General features: G+C 54.1%; 17 protein-coding genes, 1 rRNA gene and 1 other RNA gene. 18 read left to right on the top strand and 1 reads right to left on the bottom strand.

Annotated elements, in window-relative coordinates:
- The first annotated feature begins 189 nt into the window (after nt 1–189).
- On the top strand, nt 190–651 hold the full coding sequence (locus GSF01_RS04725) for a DUF1934 domain-containing protein (RefSeq protein WP_159881878.1): 462 nt from the start codon (nt 190–192) through the stop codon (nt 649–651).
- On the opposite strand, the gene GSF01_RS04720 is transcribed toward GSF01_RS04725, so the two are convergent.
- The gene (locus GSF01_RS04720; RefSeq protein ID WP_235941286.1) at nt 648–1,835 is read right to left on the bottom strand and encodes a S8 family peptidase; all 1,188 of its coding nucleotides are present in this window, start codon (nt 1,833–1,835) and stop codon (nt 648–650) included. The genes GSF01_RS04725 and GSF01_RS04720 overlap by 4 nt on opposite strands.
- Nucleotides 1,836–2,281: 446 nt before the next feature.
- Here GSF01_RS04720 and rpoE point away from each other — a divergent pair, with 446 nt between their 5' ends.
- The 17 genes from rpoE to GSF01_RS04635 form a co-directional block, all read left to right on the top strand.
- Complete coding sequence (gene rpoE, locus GSF01_RS04715; protein WP_159881877.1) at nt 2,282–2,872, top strand: DNA-directed RNA polymerase subunit delta; 591 nt, start codon at nt 2,282–2,284, stop codon at nt 2,870–2,872.
- A gap of 269 nt (nt 2,873–3,141) precedes the next feature.
- Nucleotides 3,142–4,743, top strand: a complete 1,602-nt coding sequence (locus GSF01_RS04710; RefSeq protein ID WP_159881876.1) for a CTP synthase — start codon at nt 3,142–3,144, stop codon at nt 4,741–4,743.
- A gap of 213 nt (nt 4,744–4,956) precedes the next feature.
- Complete coding sequence (locus GSF01_RS04705) at nt 4,957–5,349, top strand: response regulator (RefSeq protein WP_159881875.1); 393 nt, start codon at nt 4,957–4,959, stop codon at nt 5,347–5,349.
- A 164-nt stretch (nt 5,350–5,513) separates the two neighbouring features.
- Nucleotides 5,514–6,368, top strand: a complete 855-nt coding sequence (fba, locus tag GSF01_RS04700) for a class II fructose-1,6-bisphosphate aldolase (protein WP_159881874.1) — start codon at nt 5,514–5,516, stop codon at nt 6,366–6,368.
- A 188-nt stretch (nt 6,369–6,556) separates the two neighbouring features.
- Nucleotides 6,557–7,810 carry a UDP-N-acetylglucosamine 1-carboxyvinyltransferase gene (locus GSF01_RS04695; RefSeq protein WP_159881873.1) on the top strand — a complete coding sequence of 418 codons (1,254 nt, stop codon included), beginning with the start codon at nt 6,557–6,559 and terminating at the stop codon, nt 7,808–7,810.
- A gap of 90 nt (nt 7,811–7,900) precedes the next feature.
- Entirely contained in the window at nt 7,901–9,208 is a 1,308-nt protein-coding gene (rho, locus tag GSF01_RS04690; protein WP_159881872.1) for a transcription termination factor Rho, read from the top strand.
- A gap of 13 nt (nt 9,209–9,221) precedes the next feature.
- Nucleotides 9,222–10,499: a radical SAM protein gene (locus GSF01_RS04685; RefSeq protein WP_159881871.1), complete on the top strand. Its 1,278-nt coding sequence runs from the start codon at nt 9,222–9,224 to the stop codon at nt 10,497–10,499.
- 78 nt (nt 10,500–10,577) lie between these two features.
- Entirely contained in the window at nt 10,578–10,775 is a 198-nt protein-coding gene (gene rpmE, locus GSF01_RS04680; RefSeq protein ID WP_159881870.1) for a 50S ribosomal protein L31, read from the top strand.
- 89 nt (nt 10,776–10,864) lie between these two features.
- The gene (locus GSF01_RS04675) at nt 10,865–11,257 is read left to right on the top strand and encodes a hypothetical protein (RefSeq protein ID WP_159881869.1); all 393 of its coding nucleotides are present in this window, start codon (nt 10,865–10,867) and stop codon (nt 11,255–11,257) included.
- Nucleotides 11,258–11,353: 96 nt separating this feature from the next.
- An RNA gene (gene ffs / locus GSF01_RS04670) (signal recognition particle sRNA large type) lies at nt 11,354–11,617 on the top strand.
- A gap of 182 nt (nt 11,618–11,799) precedes the next feature.
- Nucleotides 11,800–12,861: an ATP-binding protein gene (locus GSF01_RS04665; RefSeq protein WP_159881868.1), complete on the top strand. Its 1,062-nt coding sequence runs from the start codon at nt 11,800–11,802 to the stop codon at nt 12,859–12,861.
- Between the two features lie 83 nt (nt 12,862–12,944).
- Nucleotides 12,945–14,726 carry a DNA polymerase III subunit gamma/tau gene (gene dnaX, locus GSF01_RS04660; protein WP_159881867.1) on the top strand — a complete coding sequence of 594 codons (1,782 nt, stop codon included), beginning with the start codon at nt 12,945–12,947 and terminating at the stop codon, nt 14,724–14,726.
- Nucleotides 14,727–14,777: 51 nt separating this feature from the next.
- On the top strand, nt 14,778–15,089 hold the full coding sequence (locus tag GSF01_RS04655) for a YbaB/EbfC family nucleoid-associated protein (RefSeq protein ID WP_159881866.1): 312 nt from the start codon (nt 14,778–14,780) through the stop codon (nt 15,087–15,089).
- 85 nt (nt 15,090–15,174) lie between these two features.
- Complete coding sequence (recR, locus tag GSF01_RS04650) at nt 15,175–15,771, top strand: recombination mediator RecR (protein ID WP_159881865.1); 597 nt, start codon at nt 15,175–15,177, stop codon at nt 15,769–15,771.
- A gap of 263 nt (nt 15,772–16,034) precedes the next feature.
- Nucleotides 16,035–16,319: a DUF2508 family protein gene (locus GSF01_RS04645; protein ID WP_159881864.1), complete on the top strand. Its 285-nt coding sequence runs from the start codon at nt 16,035–16,037 to the stop codon at nt 16,317–16,319.
- A complete protein-coding gene (locus tag GSF01_RS04640) occupies nt 16,316–16,585 on the top strand; it encodes a pro-sigmaK processing inhibitor BofA family protein (protein ID WP_159881863.1) in 270 nt (89 codons plus the stop codon). The genes GSF01_RS04645 and GSF01_RS04640 overlap by 4 nt, the downstream gene beginning before the upstream one ends.
- Before the next feature lie 276 nt (nt 16,586–16,861).
- Nucleotides 16,862–17,262 (top strand): 16S ribosomal RNA (locus GSF01_RS04635); the annotation flags it as partial.

The raw sequence follows: 17,262 nt of genomic DNA, 5'->3' as shown, positions 1-17,262 counted from the left end.
CCTCCGCTTTCATTGTCAGTGCTGTATGTTACTTAGACGAAGGAGGCACCCGATAGGTTTCCCTTTTAACGGAAGAAAAGTGACGGAATTACCGGATGTTCCTATCGGAGTTTCTGAGATTTGCGCGTGCCGGGGAGCGGAGCTACACTGTAAGTAAGATGAATGATTTCTGGGAAAGAGGGACAAGCGATGAACGGTTCATCTCAATCGGAGACCGGGTCAGGCAAGACTGACGTGCGGGTTCGGCTGCTTAGCGTAACGAGCGGCGAGCGGATCGCTATGGAGATGCGGGGCGTTTTGTTTCCGAAGGCGGGCGGATTCTATGTACGCTATGAGGAGCCGGAGGAGGCTCAGATGGGCAGGACGACGACGACGGTACGCCTGCTGCCGGATGAGGTTCGCATCCTCCGGCGCGGAGATGTGCGATTCGAGCAAACCTTCGCAGCCGGCGGCAGGCATATCGGATATATCGAAACGGCGCACGGCCGGATGGAGCTTGAGACGGTGACGCATGGCGTCGAGCTGAGGAAGCCTGCGGACGGAAGGATGACTCCGCTGGAAGCAACCTGGCGCTATGACCTTACGCTTATGGGGGAAGCGGCCGGGCAGGTGGAGGTCAAGCTCGAAATTTCAGCGGGGGAAGAGGGCTAGGCATCTGTCGGCTTGCCGACCCTCTGGCTCAGGTGATTGATCGTTCTTGCCGCATGCAATTCCTTGATGAAGCTTTGCTTGCCGGGACTTGCGATATAGCGGGCATGTTTGCGGAGCAGCGACTTGATACGCCCCGGCCGCAAGCCGGGCCTGAGCGACAGCATGAGGGCGATAACCCCTGTTACATGCGATGTAGCCATGGAGGTTCCGCTCAGCTCTTGATACTTGCCTCCGAGCCAGGTGGAATAAATCTTCTCGCCGGGCGCATAAATATCGATCTGCCGGCCGTCGTTGCTGAACGGGGCGACGCGCCCTTTACGCGTCGTGGCTCCTACGGCGATCGACTGGGGGAAGCGGGCGGGATAATCGATCTCTGCCCGCTGGCCCTCGTTGCCTGAGGAGGCGACCACGACGATGCCTGCCCGGTAAGCGCTGAGCACGGCGGCCTCGAGCGCCTTGCTGTGCGATTTCATGCCAAAGCTCATATTGATGATATCCATCCCGCTGAGCACGCACCAGTCGATCGCTTTAATGATGTCGGACACGTAGGCGCCCCCTTGATGATCGAAGGCTTTTACGGGGTGGATGAGCGCATGGGGGGCGACGCCGATAATCCCCCGCTGCTTGGTGTGGGCGGCGATCGTGCCGGCGATATGGGTGCCGTGGCCGTTGTCGTCGAACGGGTACAGATGGCGGTTGAGCAGATTGATGCCCCGCGAGAGGCAGTGGCGCAGATCGGGATGGGTATAATCGGCTCCCGTATCCACGACGCCGATACGGATGCGCTCCCCCTTGGATTTGGGCCATATCTGGGGCGCCCGGATATGGCGTACGCCCCAAGGAATTTTGGAGGGCGGAGTCGAACGGCTGCCATGATGCCCTGCCGGTCCGAGGTTGGGGCCGCTTCCCTTCAGCAGGACGCGGGCATCGGCTTCTATGGACCGTACGAAAGGGATCGACGCGAGCGGCTCGATCGATCTCAGCGGGCAGGAGATGGCGCGGATCAGCCTGAGCGGCCGGATCTGCTGCAGATGGGGATGCGATGGAGAAAGGCTGCTCATATACCGCATGAAAGCCGCATAATCGCCTTGGGAGCGGAAGCGGACGATGTGGCGCGGGCCGCCGCCATCCGCTCCTTTGTCCATCGCGTGATGAAGCCACTTGCCGAATGCCGATGGATTCAATGTCGATCCCCCTCTACCGTATCCTTGCTGTATGGTATGTGGGAGGGTATTCCCGCGTATGAGCAGATCGCCCTATTCCAAATAAATAGGTGTATGGCCGTGTCAAAGCGGCGCCTGATACATACGATAAGTAGGGAGGGGCATCTCTTCTCCGCTTATAGGAAGGGGCAGCATGCGGGTGCAGGCAAACCGATGCATGCGCATGGTGCGGGTACAGTCGGGACGAGGGATCCCGCTGCGGGATGGACGCCGAATTCGGCGTATGTCCGGGCGAGATCCTTCGTTTCGTTTAGAGAGAGAACAAGCCCGAATCTTTAAGAGGAAGCAGTTGCATTTTTACATAAAATAAGGTTTACTTATTGGTACTAGTGGATATTGTAGTAGAAGGCGGTTGCCGCGCCGGAATCAGTACCACGTCGATAATGTCGGAAGGGATGTGCCAGGACATGAGTGCTCAGTACCAGCTCAAAGTAAGCGCGGAGAAAGCCAAGGAAATGCCGATGGTCGATCTGGCGTTCGAACTCTTGAAGGCGGTCAACACGCCTTTTTACTACCGGGATTTAATGGCGGAGATCGCCAAGATCAAGGGATTGTCCGATGACGAAGTGATGCAGGTCATTGCTCAACTATATACGGAGATCAACATTGACGGACGCTTCGCCTGCGTCGGCACCAACCTGTGGGGGCTGAAGCGCTGGTATCCGATCGAGAAATCCGAGGATACCGTTGGAAGCGGCAAACGTCCGCGGATCATCAACGACGAGGACGACGATCTGGACGACGAGGATATTTTCGCGGAGGAAGAGGATACGTTCGTCGAGGAAGAAGACTACGATTCCTTCGATGCGCCTCGCGACGACTTCGAGTCCGAGGAAGAGGTCGAGGAAGAAGAGACCGAATTCTTCGAGGATGAGGAAATTGAGGAAGAGGAAGAGATCGACGGGGAAGTGCTGGACGGCGAAGAAGGCGAAGACGAAGATGCCGACGATGTAGCCGATGACGAAGAAGACGACGATGACGACAAGGATGGCAAATAATCCATATCTCCGGGTTCTCCTTGACAGGGTTCATCGTTCAGAGTAAACTATTTTCTGGGCTTTAGATGGACGCTTAGACCGAATAGGTCTTTTTATGGAAAAGTGCCCCGCCGATGCGGGGCGCTTTTTCTTTTTTATCGGGGACTCCCCGAAAGGTATCGAAATTCATGTTCAAAGCTAAGCTTCACTTACAGGGGTATAGGCAGCCGGTCAAGCGCGACCGGTACGGCATTCAGCAACGGATGATAAACTAGGGAGGTAGTTACATAATGACAAAGTATATTTTCGTGACCGGAGGCGTCGTTTCCTCGCTGGGAAAAGGAATTACGGCCGCTTCGCTAGGCAGACTGTTGAAGAACCGCGGCCTTAAGGTTACGATCCAAAAATTCGACCCGTATATCAACGTGGACCCGGGAACCATGAGTCCCTATCAGCACGGCGAAGTGTTCGTGACGGACGACGGCGCGGAAACGGATCTCGATCTGGGTCATTACGAGCGGTTTATCGATATTAATCTGTCGAAGAACAGCAACGTGACGACAGGCAAGATCTATTCGTCGGTCATCGCCAAGGAACGCAGAGGCGAATATTTGGGCGGCACCGTGCAGGTTATCCCCCATATTACCAATGAGATTAAAGAGCGGGTGTTCCGCGCCGGCCGCGAAGCGCATTCGGATGTGGTGATTACGGAGATCGGAGGCACGGTGGGCGACATCGAGAGCTTGCCGTTTCTGGAGGCCATCCGCCAGATCAAGAGCGATATCGGACGCGACAATGTGATGTACATCCATGTGACCTTGATTCCTTATCTGAGAGCGGCAGGTGAAGTGAAGACGAAGCCGACTCAGCATAGCGTGAAGGAGCTGCGGAGCATCGGCATTCAGCCGCATGTGATCGTATGCCGCACCGAGCAGCCGCTGGCTGAGGATATGAAGCGCAAGCTGGCCCAATTCTGCGACGTCGATCCGGGCGCCGTCATCGAGTGTATCGATGCCGAGACGCTGTATGAAGTGCCGCTTATGCTTCGCGAGCAAGGACTGGACGATATCGTCGTCAACCATCTGAAGCTGACTGCGGGCGAGCCGGATATGAGCGAGTGGGAGAAGCTGGTCGGACGTGTCAAGTCGCTTCGGACGACGACCGAAATCGCAATTGTCGGCAAATACGTGGCGCTGCACGACGCTTATCTCAGTATCGTGGAATCCTTGGCACATGCAGGCTTTGCGTGCGATACGGAAGTGAAGATCCGCTGGATTAATGCCGAGGAAGTGTTCGATCATAATGTAGCCGAGCTGCTGGCTGGCGTGCAGGGTATTCTGGTGCCGGGCGGGTTCGGAGACCGCGGCATCGAGGGCAAGGTGTCCGCTATCCGGTACGCGCGCGAGCAAAGTATCCCATTCTTCGGCATATGCCTCGGCATGCAGGTGGCGGTAGTGGAATATGCGCGTTCCGTTCTCCAGCTTGAGGGCGCCAACAGCTCGGAGATCCATCCGACGACTCCGTTCCCCGTTATCGATCTGCTGCCTGAGCAGAAGGACATCGAGGATCTGGGCGGCACGATGCGCCTCGGCTTGTATCCGTGCAAGCTGAAGGAAGACTCCCTTGCCATGTGCTGTTACGAGGATGAGCTTGTCTATGAGCGCCATCGTCACCGGTATGAGTTCAACAATGAATACCGCGATGCGATCGAAGCGGCGGGCCTGGTCATTTCGGGGACGAGTCCGGACGGACGACTGGTGGAGATCATCGAATGTCCGTCGCATCCTTGGTTCCTGGCGGTCCAGTTCCATCCCGAGTTCACCTCCAGACCGAACCGCCCGCAGCCTTTGTTCAAGCATTTCGTCCAGGCGGCTTATCAGCAAAAATACTAAACGCTTAGGCTGCCCTCCCTTCTGTTTAGAGCGTATGGGACGCGAACTATTGTTCGTTGATCATTCCGCAAACTCTTCTTGATTTGTAAAAGTTTTCAACTTTTTTGTTCGCTGCGGCAGGAAACGTCTGCTCCGCAGCGAATACAAATCAATAGCGTCAAAATCGGGTACGGATTTACGAACCCAGGAAACGGAATTGGGAGGGTATACCCAGTGAAAAAGAAGCTCCTCATCGTTGATGACCAGAACGGCATCCGCATCCTGTTGATGGAAGTGTTCAGCAGCGAAGGTTACGAAACGTATCAAGCCTCCAACGGAAAGCTTGCGCTCGAAATTGTCAGAAGTTCGTCACCTGACCTCGTCCTGCTTGACATGAAAATTCCCGGTATGGACGGACTTGATATTCTGAAGCATATCAAGAGCATCGACGCCTCGATTAAAGTCATCATGATGACGGCCTACGGCGAACTGGATATGATCAAGGAAGCGACCGATCTGGGCGCTATCATGCACTTCACCAAGCCTTTCGATATCGACGAATTACGGCAGGCTGTCAATCAGCAGCTGCGTTCTCCGAATAATAGCTCGTATGCGCTGGGATCCTAACAGGGTCCTTTTTTTCTGAGATCATAGAAGCAGACGCGTGCTTTCTTTGTGCCATTTCCTGTTTAACGTTTGTCCTTATCTATGATATAATAGCGCAGTATGACAGGAGGGCGGGCCAAACGTCCCCCGGCACGGTCACAATACACAAGGAGGAGAGAACTACCATGCCATTAGTTTCTATGAACGAATTCTTACCAAAAGCCAAAGCAGGCAAATATGCCGTTGGCCAATTTAACATGAACAACCTGGAGTTCGCGCAAGCGATCACCGAGGCTGCTCAGGAGCTGAACTCTCCGTTTATCTTCGGCGTATCCGAGGGTGCTCTGAAATACATGGGGATCGAGTTTACGGTTGCCATCGCGGAAGCTGCGGCAAAAAAATCCGGGCTGCCGATCGCCCTTCATCTTGACCACGGAAGCAGCTTCGAAGTCGCGATGAAATGTATCCGCGCAGGCTTCAGCTCGGTTATGTTCGACGGTTCCCATTATTCCTTCGAGGAAAACATCCGTCTGACCAAAGAAGTTGTGAAAGCGGCGCATGCGATGGGCGTTTCCGTCGAAGGCGAGCTTGGCACAATCGGCGGTGTTGAGGATGATATCAGCGTGGACGAGTCCGACGCTAACCTGGCTAAGCCGGAAGAAGCGATTCGTTTCTACGAAGAAACAGGCGTCGATTGCTTGGCGATCGCCGTAGGTACAGCTCACGGTATGTATGCCGGCGAACCGAACATCCGCTTCGACATCATTGAACAGGTAGCTTCGAAGATTCCTGTTCCTGTAGTTCTGCACGGCGGCTCCGGCGTACCGGACGAGATGATCCAGCAAGCGATCGCAGCCGGCGTAGGCAAAATCAATGTGAATACGGAGAATCAGGTGGCGTGTACCGAAGCCATCCGCGACGTACTGAACAAAGATGCCAAAGTGTACGATCCTCGCAAATACCTCACTCCTGCTCGCAAAGCCATGGTTGAAGTAGTAGCATCCAAGATCAAACTGTTCGGCAGCTCCAACCAAGCCTAATTTTGTTACAGGGGAATGCACCGCCAGGATGCGTTTCCCTCCTTTCTTTTTTATTTACGCCTGTCTTTTGGCATACGCCCTCATAATCCAGGTCGGAAACGAATTGTTTTGTTTGCATGGAAGGCTTTTTTATCTGAAAGCCCTTGCTTGCTTTTTTTTAAGTGGTGAAGTAGGAGGAACGACATCGAATGGAGAAATTGATGATCGCCGGCGGCCGTCCGCTGCGGGGAACCGTTCAAATCAGCGGTGCGAAAAATAGCGCTATCGCGCTTATACCGGCTGCCATATTATCGGAATCGACTGTGACGCTGGACAATCTTCCAACGCTCAGCGATGTGGCGATTTATACCGAGCTGCTTGAAGAACTCGGTGCAACGGTCCGATGGGATAACGACCAGATGGTGATCGATCCTAGCCGGCTTGTTTCCAAGCCGATGCCTAATGGCAATGTAAAGAAACTGCGTGCTTCTTATTATTTGATGGGAGCTCTGCTTGGCCGATTCGGCGAGGCGGTGATCGGGCTTCCGGGCGGCTGTAATTTTGAGCCGAGACCCATCGATCAGCATATCAAAGGCTTTGAGGCGCTAGGCGCCGAGGTTTCGAACGAGAACGGAGCGCTACATATCCGGGCGAAGCAATTGCGCGGCGCCAAGATTTATTTGGACGTGGCAAGTGTAGGGGCAACGATTAATATTATGCTGGCGGCTTCAAGAGCCAAAGGCGTCACCATTATTGAAAATGCGGCAAAAGAGCCTGAAATCATAGATGTAGCAACGCTTTTGAACGCCATGGGCGCCAAAATCAAGGGCGCCGGGACGGAAACTATCCGGATTCAGGGCGTAGATGGTCTTCAGGGCTGCCGGCATTCGATCATCCCCGACCGTATTCAGGCGGGCACCTATATGATCGCAGCTGCGGCCACACGTGGAGATGTCATTGTTGACAACGTTATCCCTAAACATCTGGAGGCGCTGACGGCGAAGCTCCAGGAGATGGGCGTTCATATATATGAGATGGATGAATCGATCCGTGTCGTGGGTCAACCGGAATACGAGAGCGTGGACGTGAAGGCGCTTGTGTACCCGGGCTTTGCGACGGATCTGCAATCGCCGATGAGCAGTCTGCTCACGCAGACGCGCGGCGTCAGTATTCTTAGTGATTACGTATACTCCAATCGGTTTAAGCATATTCCAGAGCTTGTGCGCATGGGCGCCAAGATTAAAGTGGAAGGCCGTTCGGCGATTATCGAGGGCGGACCGCTGTCTGCGGCTAGGGTGAAGGCGACCGATCTGAGAGCGGGCGCATCGCTGGTTATCGCCGGTCTGACCGTCGCAGGGGGCACCACCGAGATCACCGGGGTCGAATATATCGACAGAGGCTATGATCACCTGGTTGCCAATCTGGTTAATTTGGGCGCCGACGTATGGCGGCAGGAAGACTGAGCCCCGGAGTATAGAACAGCAAGGTTTGGGGCATGGCTAGAGTATATTTCGGAAGAATAGAAATTTTAATAGTTTGGTGGTAGGTACAAGATGGATATGCAGCTCGCTCAGTTAGAGGCGCTGAAGCTTACAGAGCTCTACAAGCTCGCCAAGACACATCAGATTCCGTATTACGGTCAAATGAAAAAGAAAGAACTCATCTTTGCTATTCTCAGGGCGCAAGCCGAGAAGGGCGGGCTCATGTTCATGCAGGGCGTGCTCGATGTCCTGCAGGAGGGCTTTGGCTTCCTGCGTCCGATCAACTATTTGCCGAGCGCCGAGGACATCTATATTTCCGCCTCGCAGATTCGGAGGTTCGACCTCCGCTCGGGCGACCTCGTATCGGGGAAATGCCGGCCTCCCAAGGAGAACGAACGGTATTTCGGACTCCTTCACGTGGATGCCGTCAATGGGGAGAATCCGGAGACCGCTGCAGAACGTCTCCACTTTCCAGCGCTGACTCCTCTTTATCCGCAGAAAAAACTAGTTTTGGAAACGACCCCTACCAAAGTATCCACCCGATTGATGGATTTACTGGCTCCTGTCGGTTTCGGCCAGCGCGGGCTGATCGTGGCTCCGCCCAAAGCGGGCAAGACTTTGCTTCTCAAGGAAATTGCCAACAGTATTTCGACCAATCATCCTGAGGTGGAATTATTCGTACTCTTGATCGACGAGCGTCCGGAAGAAGTGACCGATATGCAGCGTTCCGTGAAAGGCGAGGTTATCGCCTCGACCTTCGACGAATTGCCTGAGAATCACATCAAAGTGGCGGAGCTGGTGCTTGAGAGAGCGACGCGGATGGTCGAGCATAAGAAGGATGTCGTGATTCTGCTCGACAGCATCACCCGCCTGGCTCGCGCCTACAACCTTGTCGTGCCTCCGACAGGCCGCACGTTGTCCGGGGGGATCGATCCGGGTGCATTCCATCGTCCCAAGCGGTTCTTCGGGGCTGCCCGCAATATCGAGGAAGGCGGCAGCTTGACGATACTGGCGACAGCTCTGATCGAGACAGGGTCGCGTATGGACGATGTCATTTATGAGGAATTCAAAGGAACGGGCAACCTGGAGCTGCATCTGGACCGCAAGCTGGCGGAACGCCGCGTATTCCCGGCTATCGATATTCGCCGTTCGGGAACGAGACGCGAAGAGATGCTGCTCAGCAAGGAAGAACTGGACAAGGTGTGGGCGATCCGCAAAAACATGAACGATTCGCATGAGTATACGGAGTCGTTCTTGAAAAAGTTTGCCGACACCAAAACAAATCAAGAATTTCTGGATACATTGGAGACGGGCAGCAGCGGTTCGAGCTCCAGTGGCAGCGGAGGCGCAGCCAAACGCGTGAAGCACTCCGTTTCCTAGGAGGGACATCAGGATGAATCTCGTATATGCGGGACCGGACGGTCATGTGTATGACCACCCGGATTATATAGCGCTCGGCCGTAGTGGAGAGCTCGTAACGGAGCTGCTGGATGAGGAGCTCATCCCGCTCCCGGAAGGGGCGACGCTGGTGAGCTTGCCGGATACGCGTCCCATCGGGCTGAACGCTGAGACCGGCGCTATGGAGATCGTGCCGGGCGAGGTGAACGCGGTGGGCGCCCTGCTGCCTCAGGGCTTTACCCGGCTGCTGCTGCCTGGCTATGCCAAGGCAGACAAGACGAAGGTTCTGCCCTTGTTCGGCTATACGGCTGTCGTCTGGAAAGACGGCGGTTTTTACGTGGCGGCCGAAGCCAGCGATGACCCCGAACGCTGGAATCCGCGCAACTGCGACCCTGACGAGCTGGAAGTCAAGGTGCAGGGCCTGCTGGCGCAGTATCCGGAGAACCGGCTGTATCAGCACCTGTCGAACTGCGCGCTTGGTTATGAATGTCTTACCGCATCCAATACCTTCCTGAATCGCTGGGAAGGTGCGGTTCCTGTGTCGTTCTCCTGTAACGCAGGCTGCTACGGCTGCATCTCTGAGCAGCCGGATGATAGCGGGTTTCCTGCGCCTCAGACGCGGATGAACTTCAAGCCGACCGTCCAGGAAGTCGTGCAGGTGATGCTGGAGCATTTGAAAACGCCTCAGAGCATTATCAGCTTTGGGCAAGGCTGTGAAGGCGAGCCTTCCACCCAGGCGAAGATCATCATCGAAGCTATGCGCGAGGTGCGCAGCAAGACGGATATCGGCTATATCAATATCAATACCAACGCGGGGCTAACCGATCATATCCGCGGAATCGTAGACGCCGGGCTTGACCTGATGCGTGTCAGTACGATCAGTGCGCTGGACGATCATTATAACGCGTATTACAAGCCGCGCGGGTATACGCTGAAGCATGTCGAGAAGTCGCTGCGCTATGCCGCCGACCAAGGCGTCGTCACCTCGATTAACTACCTGATCTTCCCGGGCGTTACCGACCGCGAGGAAGAGATGGAGGCGATGATCGATTTCGTGCGCCGGACCGATCTGAAGCTGATCCAGCTGCGGAATCTTAATATTGATCCGGAAAGCTACCTGCAGCTCATCCCTCCAGCCAAGGGCGAACGTTATGGGATGAAGCAAATGCTGGATATTTTCCGCGAAGAGCTCCCGGGAGTGGTTCTTGGCTCCTATTCGCATATTCCGGATGAGCTTGCCGATAAGCGGAAGAAATACTTGCAGCATGGATAGGCAGCGTGCTATAATGCCATTTGTATCATGACAACTCTGATTCACATGGTGTTTCAGGGCAAAAGAGGTGAAAGGTCTATGAAAGCAGCGATTCATCCGACATATCATCAAACTACCGTTACTTGCGCATGCGGTAACACGTTTGAAACGGGATCCCTTAAACAAAATCTCCGCGTTGAGATTTGCTCCGCCTGCCATCCTTTCTTTACAGGCAAGCAGAAGTTTGTGGATGCCGGCGGTCGCGTCGACAAATTCAAAAAGAAATACGGCATCTAATCGATTGCCATTTGCTACCAAGCATAAACGCACCTTCCGCGGTTATCCTAAGATTACAAATCTTAAGATGCGCAGGAGGTGTTTTTTATATGCTGCCTAGATTGCTTGTAGGCTGGCTGGGTCTTCTTCTGTTTATGCTTCCGGTGCTTAGCGCCTGTCAGTCGGCTCAGCAAGGAAAAACGAAGCTAAACTCCACTGGTAGTCCTCTGGAAATCAGCGATACGAACCCGAATAACCCCCTCGGCAATACTTACCGTACCTACGAGGCGGATGTGAATGTGATGCGTACCGCGATCAGCCGACATTACCCGAATGTAAAGGTCGAGACGATCCGGTTGAATGGGGCGAGAGCCGATATTCATCTCCGCGCGCCGGCAAGCATGGCGGATGCCCGGCGAAGAGTACTGCAGGACGAGGTAGCCCGAGTGATGGCGGTTGAAGCCCCCCGATACGAGACTACGGTGACGATTTCCTCGCCATAACGCATCGTATCCCAAATGGAAGCGGGAAGGGCTCAATTTTGCTAATTAATCCCCTGAGGTTGATATTTGTCCTTGATTCGACTATACTTATCTTTGCCGTGCTAGACGGGGAGGTAGCGGTGCCCTGTAACCCGCAATCCGCTGTAGCGGGGTTGAACGCCTTCATGAGGTATTGCGATGTAGGGGTTGGGTTTTAAAGCTGGTGTTGAGAGTCGGGTCCTTCGCAATGGATGCTCGTGAATCTGGTCAGGTCCGGAAGGAAGCAGCCATAAGCGTGATGTTTCATGTGCCGAAGGGTGGCCTAACTTGAGCTGGTGATAAAAATTCCACCTGGATCGTTCTATCGAGGTTGGTGCACGGTTTATTTATTTTGATAATGTAATGTTGGAACACCGAATTTCGTCATGTTGGCGACTTTCGGTGTTTTTTGCATAGAATTGGAGGAAAATGGAGAATAGGGGAGAATTGTATACTAAAGTTAACCCGTGCTACGGGAGACAACCTATACGGTCGGTTACATAAACAGAGGGGGGTGGCTGTAGATGCAGAGAGAGCTCAGTTTGCTTCAACGCTTCGCCGATATGTTCTTGAAGGACGTGAATTTGGGCGTCATTCTGGTGAACCCGAGTCTAGAGCTTGTGGACATTAGCGACATGGCCTGCCAAATTCTCGGCTTTAACCGGGAGGAAGTGCTGCATCAGCCGATGGATCGCTTGTTTAAGGATCTGCCTGACGATCACCGAATCTTCGATCCACGTGTGTTGGATGGTCTGGTTGTCCGCAACCAGGCTTTGTCCTGGACCAAGGAGCAGGTGCGCTACGAGCTGCTGGTCGATTCGTCCGTGCTGAGAGACGAACAGGGGAAGGTGGCGGGCGCATGCATCCTTTTTAAGGATGTCACGAACCTTCGATCATTGGAGGAGCAGGTACAGCGCAGCGACCGGCTTGCGATGATCGGTCAGATCGCGGCGGGGACGGCCCATGAAATTCGGAATCCTCTTACGTCGATCAAAGGTTTTTTGCAAATGTTCCGCAAAACCTTTGAAGAACAGGGAATGACTCGGGAGAGCAGTTACACGGAGGTGATGCTGAAGGAGATCAACCGGATCAACGAGCTGGTCAGTGAATTCCTGCTGCTCAGCAAGCCGAAGAACACGACTTACGAGCCTGTGGACGTATCGATGGTTCTGAGGGAGCTGCTTCCCATTATTAATAATGAAGCCATCCTGCATAAAGTGACGGTACAATACGAGGCAGTGTTTGACATGCCGCAGGTTATTGCGGATCGGGAATACCTTAAGCAGGTATTTTTGAATATATGCAAGAATGGAATTGAAGCGATGGGCGAAGGGGGCTATTTGAGTATAACGGAAAAGCTGGATGTAGCGGAGCGCAAGGTCCATATCGAGATCCACGATACAGGACCCGGGATTCCGATGTATGTGATCGATAAAATTTTTGATCCGTTTTTTACGACTAAGCCCGAAGGTACGGGGCTTGGCCTTTCCGTGTGCCAGCGTATTATACATGACATCGGAGGCATTATCCGGGTATCGTCCAAAGGCTACGGGACCACCTTCACGATCAGCATTCCGTTCCCTTGAGAGACGCCCCCTGAAAGCTCGCTTCAAACCTCTTTTCAGGTGTAGTATAATGAGTAAGATAAATCGTTATTGGAGAGGGCAACATGGCACATATCGCTTTATATCGTACGTGGAGGCCGCAGTCCTTTCAGGATATGGTCGGTCAGAAGCATATTGTCCAGACCCTGCAAAATTCGCTGCGGGAAGGGCGGTTCAGTCACGCCTATTTGTTCAACGGTCCGCGGGGGACCGGTAAGACAAGCGCGGCGAAGATTCTTGCCAAAGCTGTCAATTGCCAGAATGGTCCCGCCCCGGAGCCCTGTAACCGCTGCGAGGCTTGCCGCCGCATTACCGACGGCTCGGTGATGGATGTCGTGGAGATTGACGCCGCGTCCAACCGGGGTGTCGAGGAAATTCGCGATATTCGCGACAAAGTCAAATATGCGCCTACGGAGGTCCGTCAGAAGGTATACATCATTGACGAGGTTCACATGCTGACCACAGAGGCGTTCAACGCGCTGCTGAAAACGCTTGAAGAACCGCCTGCGCACGTGATGTTTATTTTGGCGACGACCGAGCCTCACCGCCTTCCGGCAACGATTATTTCGCGCTGTCAACGCTTTGACTTCCGGCGTGTGGCGCTGGAGGAGCAGGTAGAGCGCCTGCGCCGCGTGTGTGGCGAGGAAGGCATTGCGATCGAGGAGGAAGCGGTAGCGTTTATCGCGAGGCTGTCCGACGGCGGCATGAGGGACGCGCTTAGTTTGCTCGATCAGATCATTGCTTTTTCTGGCGAGCGGATTACGTATGAGGACGTTCTTTCCATTACCGGCGGCATGGCCTCCGATCAGTTCGAGAAGCTGGCACAGGTAATCCATGATCAAGATATCGGCGCGGCCCTGACTCTGATCGACTCCTTTATGCAGGAGGGCAAGAGCGCAGATAAATGCATGGAGAATCTGATTTATTACTTCCGCGACCTGCTTATGGTCCGCATGGTGCCGAATTCGGAGGCGCTGACCGAACGCATACTCGATGTGCGCCGGTTTCAGGCTGTAGCCGAGAGATTCACCTCCGAAGCCTTGATCTCGATGATCGACACGCTTAACTACTACCAGACGGAGATGAAATACTCGGTCCAGCCGCAGACGCTGCTGGAGGTAGCGGTGATGAAGCTGTGCAGCGGCGGAGGAGCGCCGGGGCGGAGCGGATCGGCAGGAGCGGGCGCTGCGGCAAGCGGGTCTGCCGTGCCTGCAGCCGCGGGCGAGCGCCCGGATGCCTTGGTTGCGCAGCTGCTGGGGCGGATCGAGCGGCTGGAAGGGCAACTCGCGGCCTTGGCGAAGCAGGGCGGAATAGCTGGCGCGTCCGCACCCGGGAGCGCGGCATCCGGCTCATCCAGGGCCTCGTCCGCGCAGACCGCAGCCTCAGCCAGGAAAACGCTGGAGAAGGCCGATGCTTACCTGGCAGGGCGCGAAACGCCAGAATTCCGGGAGGCTGCCCAGAAATGGAGCCAAGTGCTCGGACGGGTGAAGGATCTTAAGATTACCGTCCATGCCTGGCTGGTGGACGGTGAGCCTGTGGCCAAGGCCGAGTCCAATCTGCTGGTCGCCTTCAAAAGCGCCATGCATCGGGAGACAAGCGAGAGGCCTGCGAACAAGCAGTTGATTGAACAGGCGATGCAAGAGGTTCTGGGTCATCCTTATCGTTTGATTACGGTCATGATGAAGGATTGGCAAGCCGCCGCCGACAGCAAGCAGCTGCAGGAAGCGCCTAAGGAGGAGCTTGAGCTGGTCCCAGAGATGGAGCCGGGAGGCAGCCCGAAGGAAGAATGGATCAATGAAGCCATACAGCTCTTTGGCGAAGAGCTGGTGAAGATCAAGGAAGATTAAGCTGCGCCGCCATCTATACCCATTCTAAGAAGACGAAGGAGCGAAAGTCATATGAATAACATGAACCAAATGATGAAGCAGGTTAAAAAGATGCAGGAGCAAATGCTCAAAGCCCAGGAAGATTTGGCTACTAAATCTATTGAAGGTACAGCTGGCGGCGGTGTAGTCAGCGTGACGGTAAATGGACAGAAAAAAGTGACCAACGTGACCATCAAGCCGGAAGCTGTCGATCCGGACGATGTGGAAATGCTGCAAGACCTTGTCCTGACGGCGATTAACGATGCAATGACCAAAGCCGAGGAGATAGCAGGTAAGGAAATGTCCAAATTGACCGGCGGTATGAATATCCCGGGCTTGTTCTAATTCGGGCAGCCGCGGCCGGCCGGCACGAGTGCCCGGGACGCGGGGCGGCTGCAGACTGAACTTCAATGTGTGAGGAGCAACGCCTTTGTTTTATCCGGAACCTCTAGCCAGATTGATTGATTCCTTCTCCCGCCTGCCAGGTATAGGACCTAAGACGGCGGGAAGGTTGGCCTTCCATGTTCTGCGCATGAAGGAAGATGACGTTATCGATTTCGCCAAGGCGCTCGTCAACGTCAAGCGCAATCTGCAGTATTGCTCCGTATGCTGTAATATTACTGATACGGACCCGTGCCGAATCTGTCAGGATAAGTCAAGGGATGCAACCACGATCTGCGTCGTCCAGGAGCCCAAGGATCTTGTTGCTATGGAGCGTACAAAGGAATTTAACGGCTATTATCATGTGCTGCATGGAGCCATCTCGCCGATGGAGGGGATCGGCCCGGACGAAATCCGGATTGCCGATCTGCTGAAACGGCTTAGCGATGAACGGGTGCAGGAGCTGATACTGGCGACAAACCCCAACATCGAGGGCGAAGCGACCGCGATGTACTTGTCTCGCCTTGTTCGTCCCTTTGGGCTCAAGGTAACTCGTATAGCGCATGGTCTGCCCGTTGGCGGCGACTTGGAGTATGCAGACGAAGTGACGTTGACTAAAGCGCTTGAGGGACGCAGGGAGTTGTAGATAGGCATATTGTCATACTTTCTTGCAGATAGAGGAACTTCGTACGTTATCGGCGATCGGCGACCCCGCCTGTTAGGGGAGGCGGTTGTGGCTGACAGCTTACGGAAGTTCCTCTTTTTGTCTATAGCGATTTGTTTAGAGCCGCTTATCCAAAGCGACCCGGTTGGGGCTTTGATAGGAGGACCGGTTTTTTAGTTCTAACCGACAGCCCGATTCGATATGTATGTACTATAGGTTTAATCCTGTAGAGGGGGCATGGGCGGATGAACTGGAAATGGTGGAAATCTCGCAAGATGGACAAGCAAGAGGAGAAAGGGTTTGATGAGCGGGTAAAGCTTGTTCGGGAAATAGCCAGAGCTCATATGGAATGGGAGGTGGCTCAGAGACGGTTTGAATATGCGCTGGATAAAGATCAGATCGACTACGCAGTCTATGCGTTAGAGGCGGCCGAAAAACGGTTCGAGATGCTGATCAAGCTGGCGAAGGACGGTCAAATATCCTTGTCTGAAGTGAGCGCGAGCCGCGCCTCAGAGGAGGAGCAGGGATGAAATCCTATGTGCTGTGGGGAGTTCTGACAGTCTCGGGCGGCTTGCTGGGCATCATGATCCTGCGTAATAAAGCGGCGCTGCAGTGGCTCGGCATGCTAATGCTGCAGGTTGTATTTTCAGCCGTTATGTTGTATGTTATTAATCTGTTAAGTCCTTATACCCGGTTGGAGCTTCCGCTTAATGCTGTGACAGTAGGAATTGTCAGCTTGTTGGGAGTTCCCGGCTTGGCGACCCTCACGGCTTTGAAGCTGTGGGTTGTTGGATGAAAATGTCTTACCGTCAGGTTATTCTATTTTTTTAAAAAAAAGACTTGCATTAAAGAATGTGAATGTGCTATATTTAAAAAGTCGCCGCTAAACAAAAGCGACAACAAACGACAAAAGTGACCAGTGCAAAGCAGGTCCTTTGTCGGGAAATTGCCCTTTGAAAACTGAACAACGAGTGAGTGTTAAATAGAGAATGAAAATTCTCGCTAGCAGTAACTTTTGAGCAAGTCGAACGAACCTTGTAGTCATTTCGGCCTTCGGACCGAAAAGACTACCTTAATGGAGAGTTTGATCCTGGCTCAGGACGAACGCTGGCGGCGTGCCTAATACATGCAAGTCGAGCGCTAGGGGAGTTCCCTTACGGGAATCCCCCTGGAGCGGCGGACGGGTGAGTAACACGTAGGCAACCTGCCTGTAAGACTGGGATAACTACCGGAAACGGTAGCTAAGACCGGATAGCTGGTCACTCCGCATGGAGAGATCATGAAACATGGGGCAACCTATGACTTACAGATGGGCCTGCGGCGCATTAGCTAGTTGGTGGGGTAAAAGCCTACCAAGGCGACGATGCGTAGCCGACCTGAGAGGGTGATCGGCCACACTGGGACTGAGACACGGCCCAGACTCCTACGGGAGGCAGCAGTAGGGAATCTTCCGCAATGGGCGCAAGCCTGACG

The sequence above is a fragment of the Paenibacillus puerhi genome (assembly GCF_009846885.1).
Classification (GTDB): Bacteria; Bacillota; Bacilli; order Paenibacillales; family NBRC-103111; genus Paenibacillus_G; species Paenibacillus_G puerhi.
This window is presented reverse-complemented; position numbering and strand designations above follow the sequence as displayed.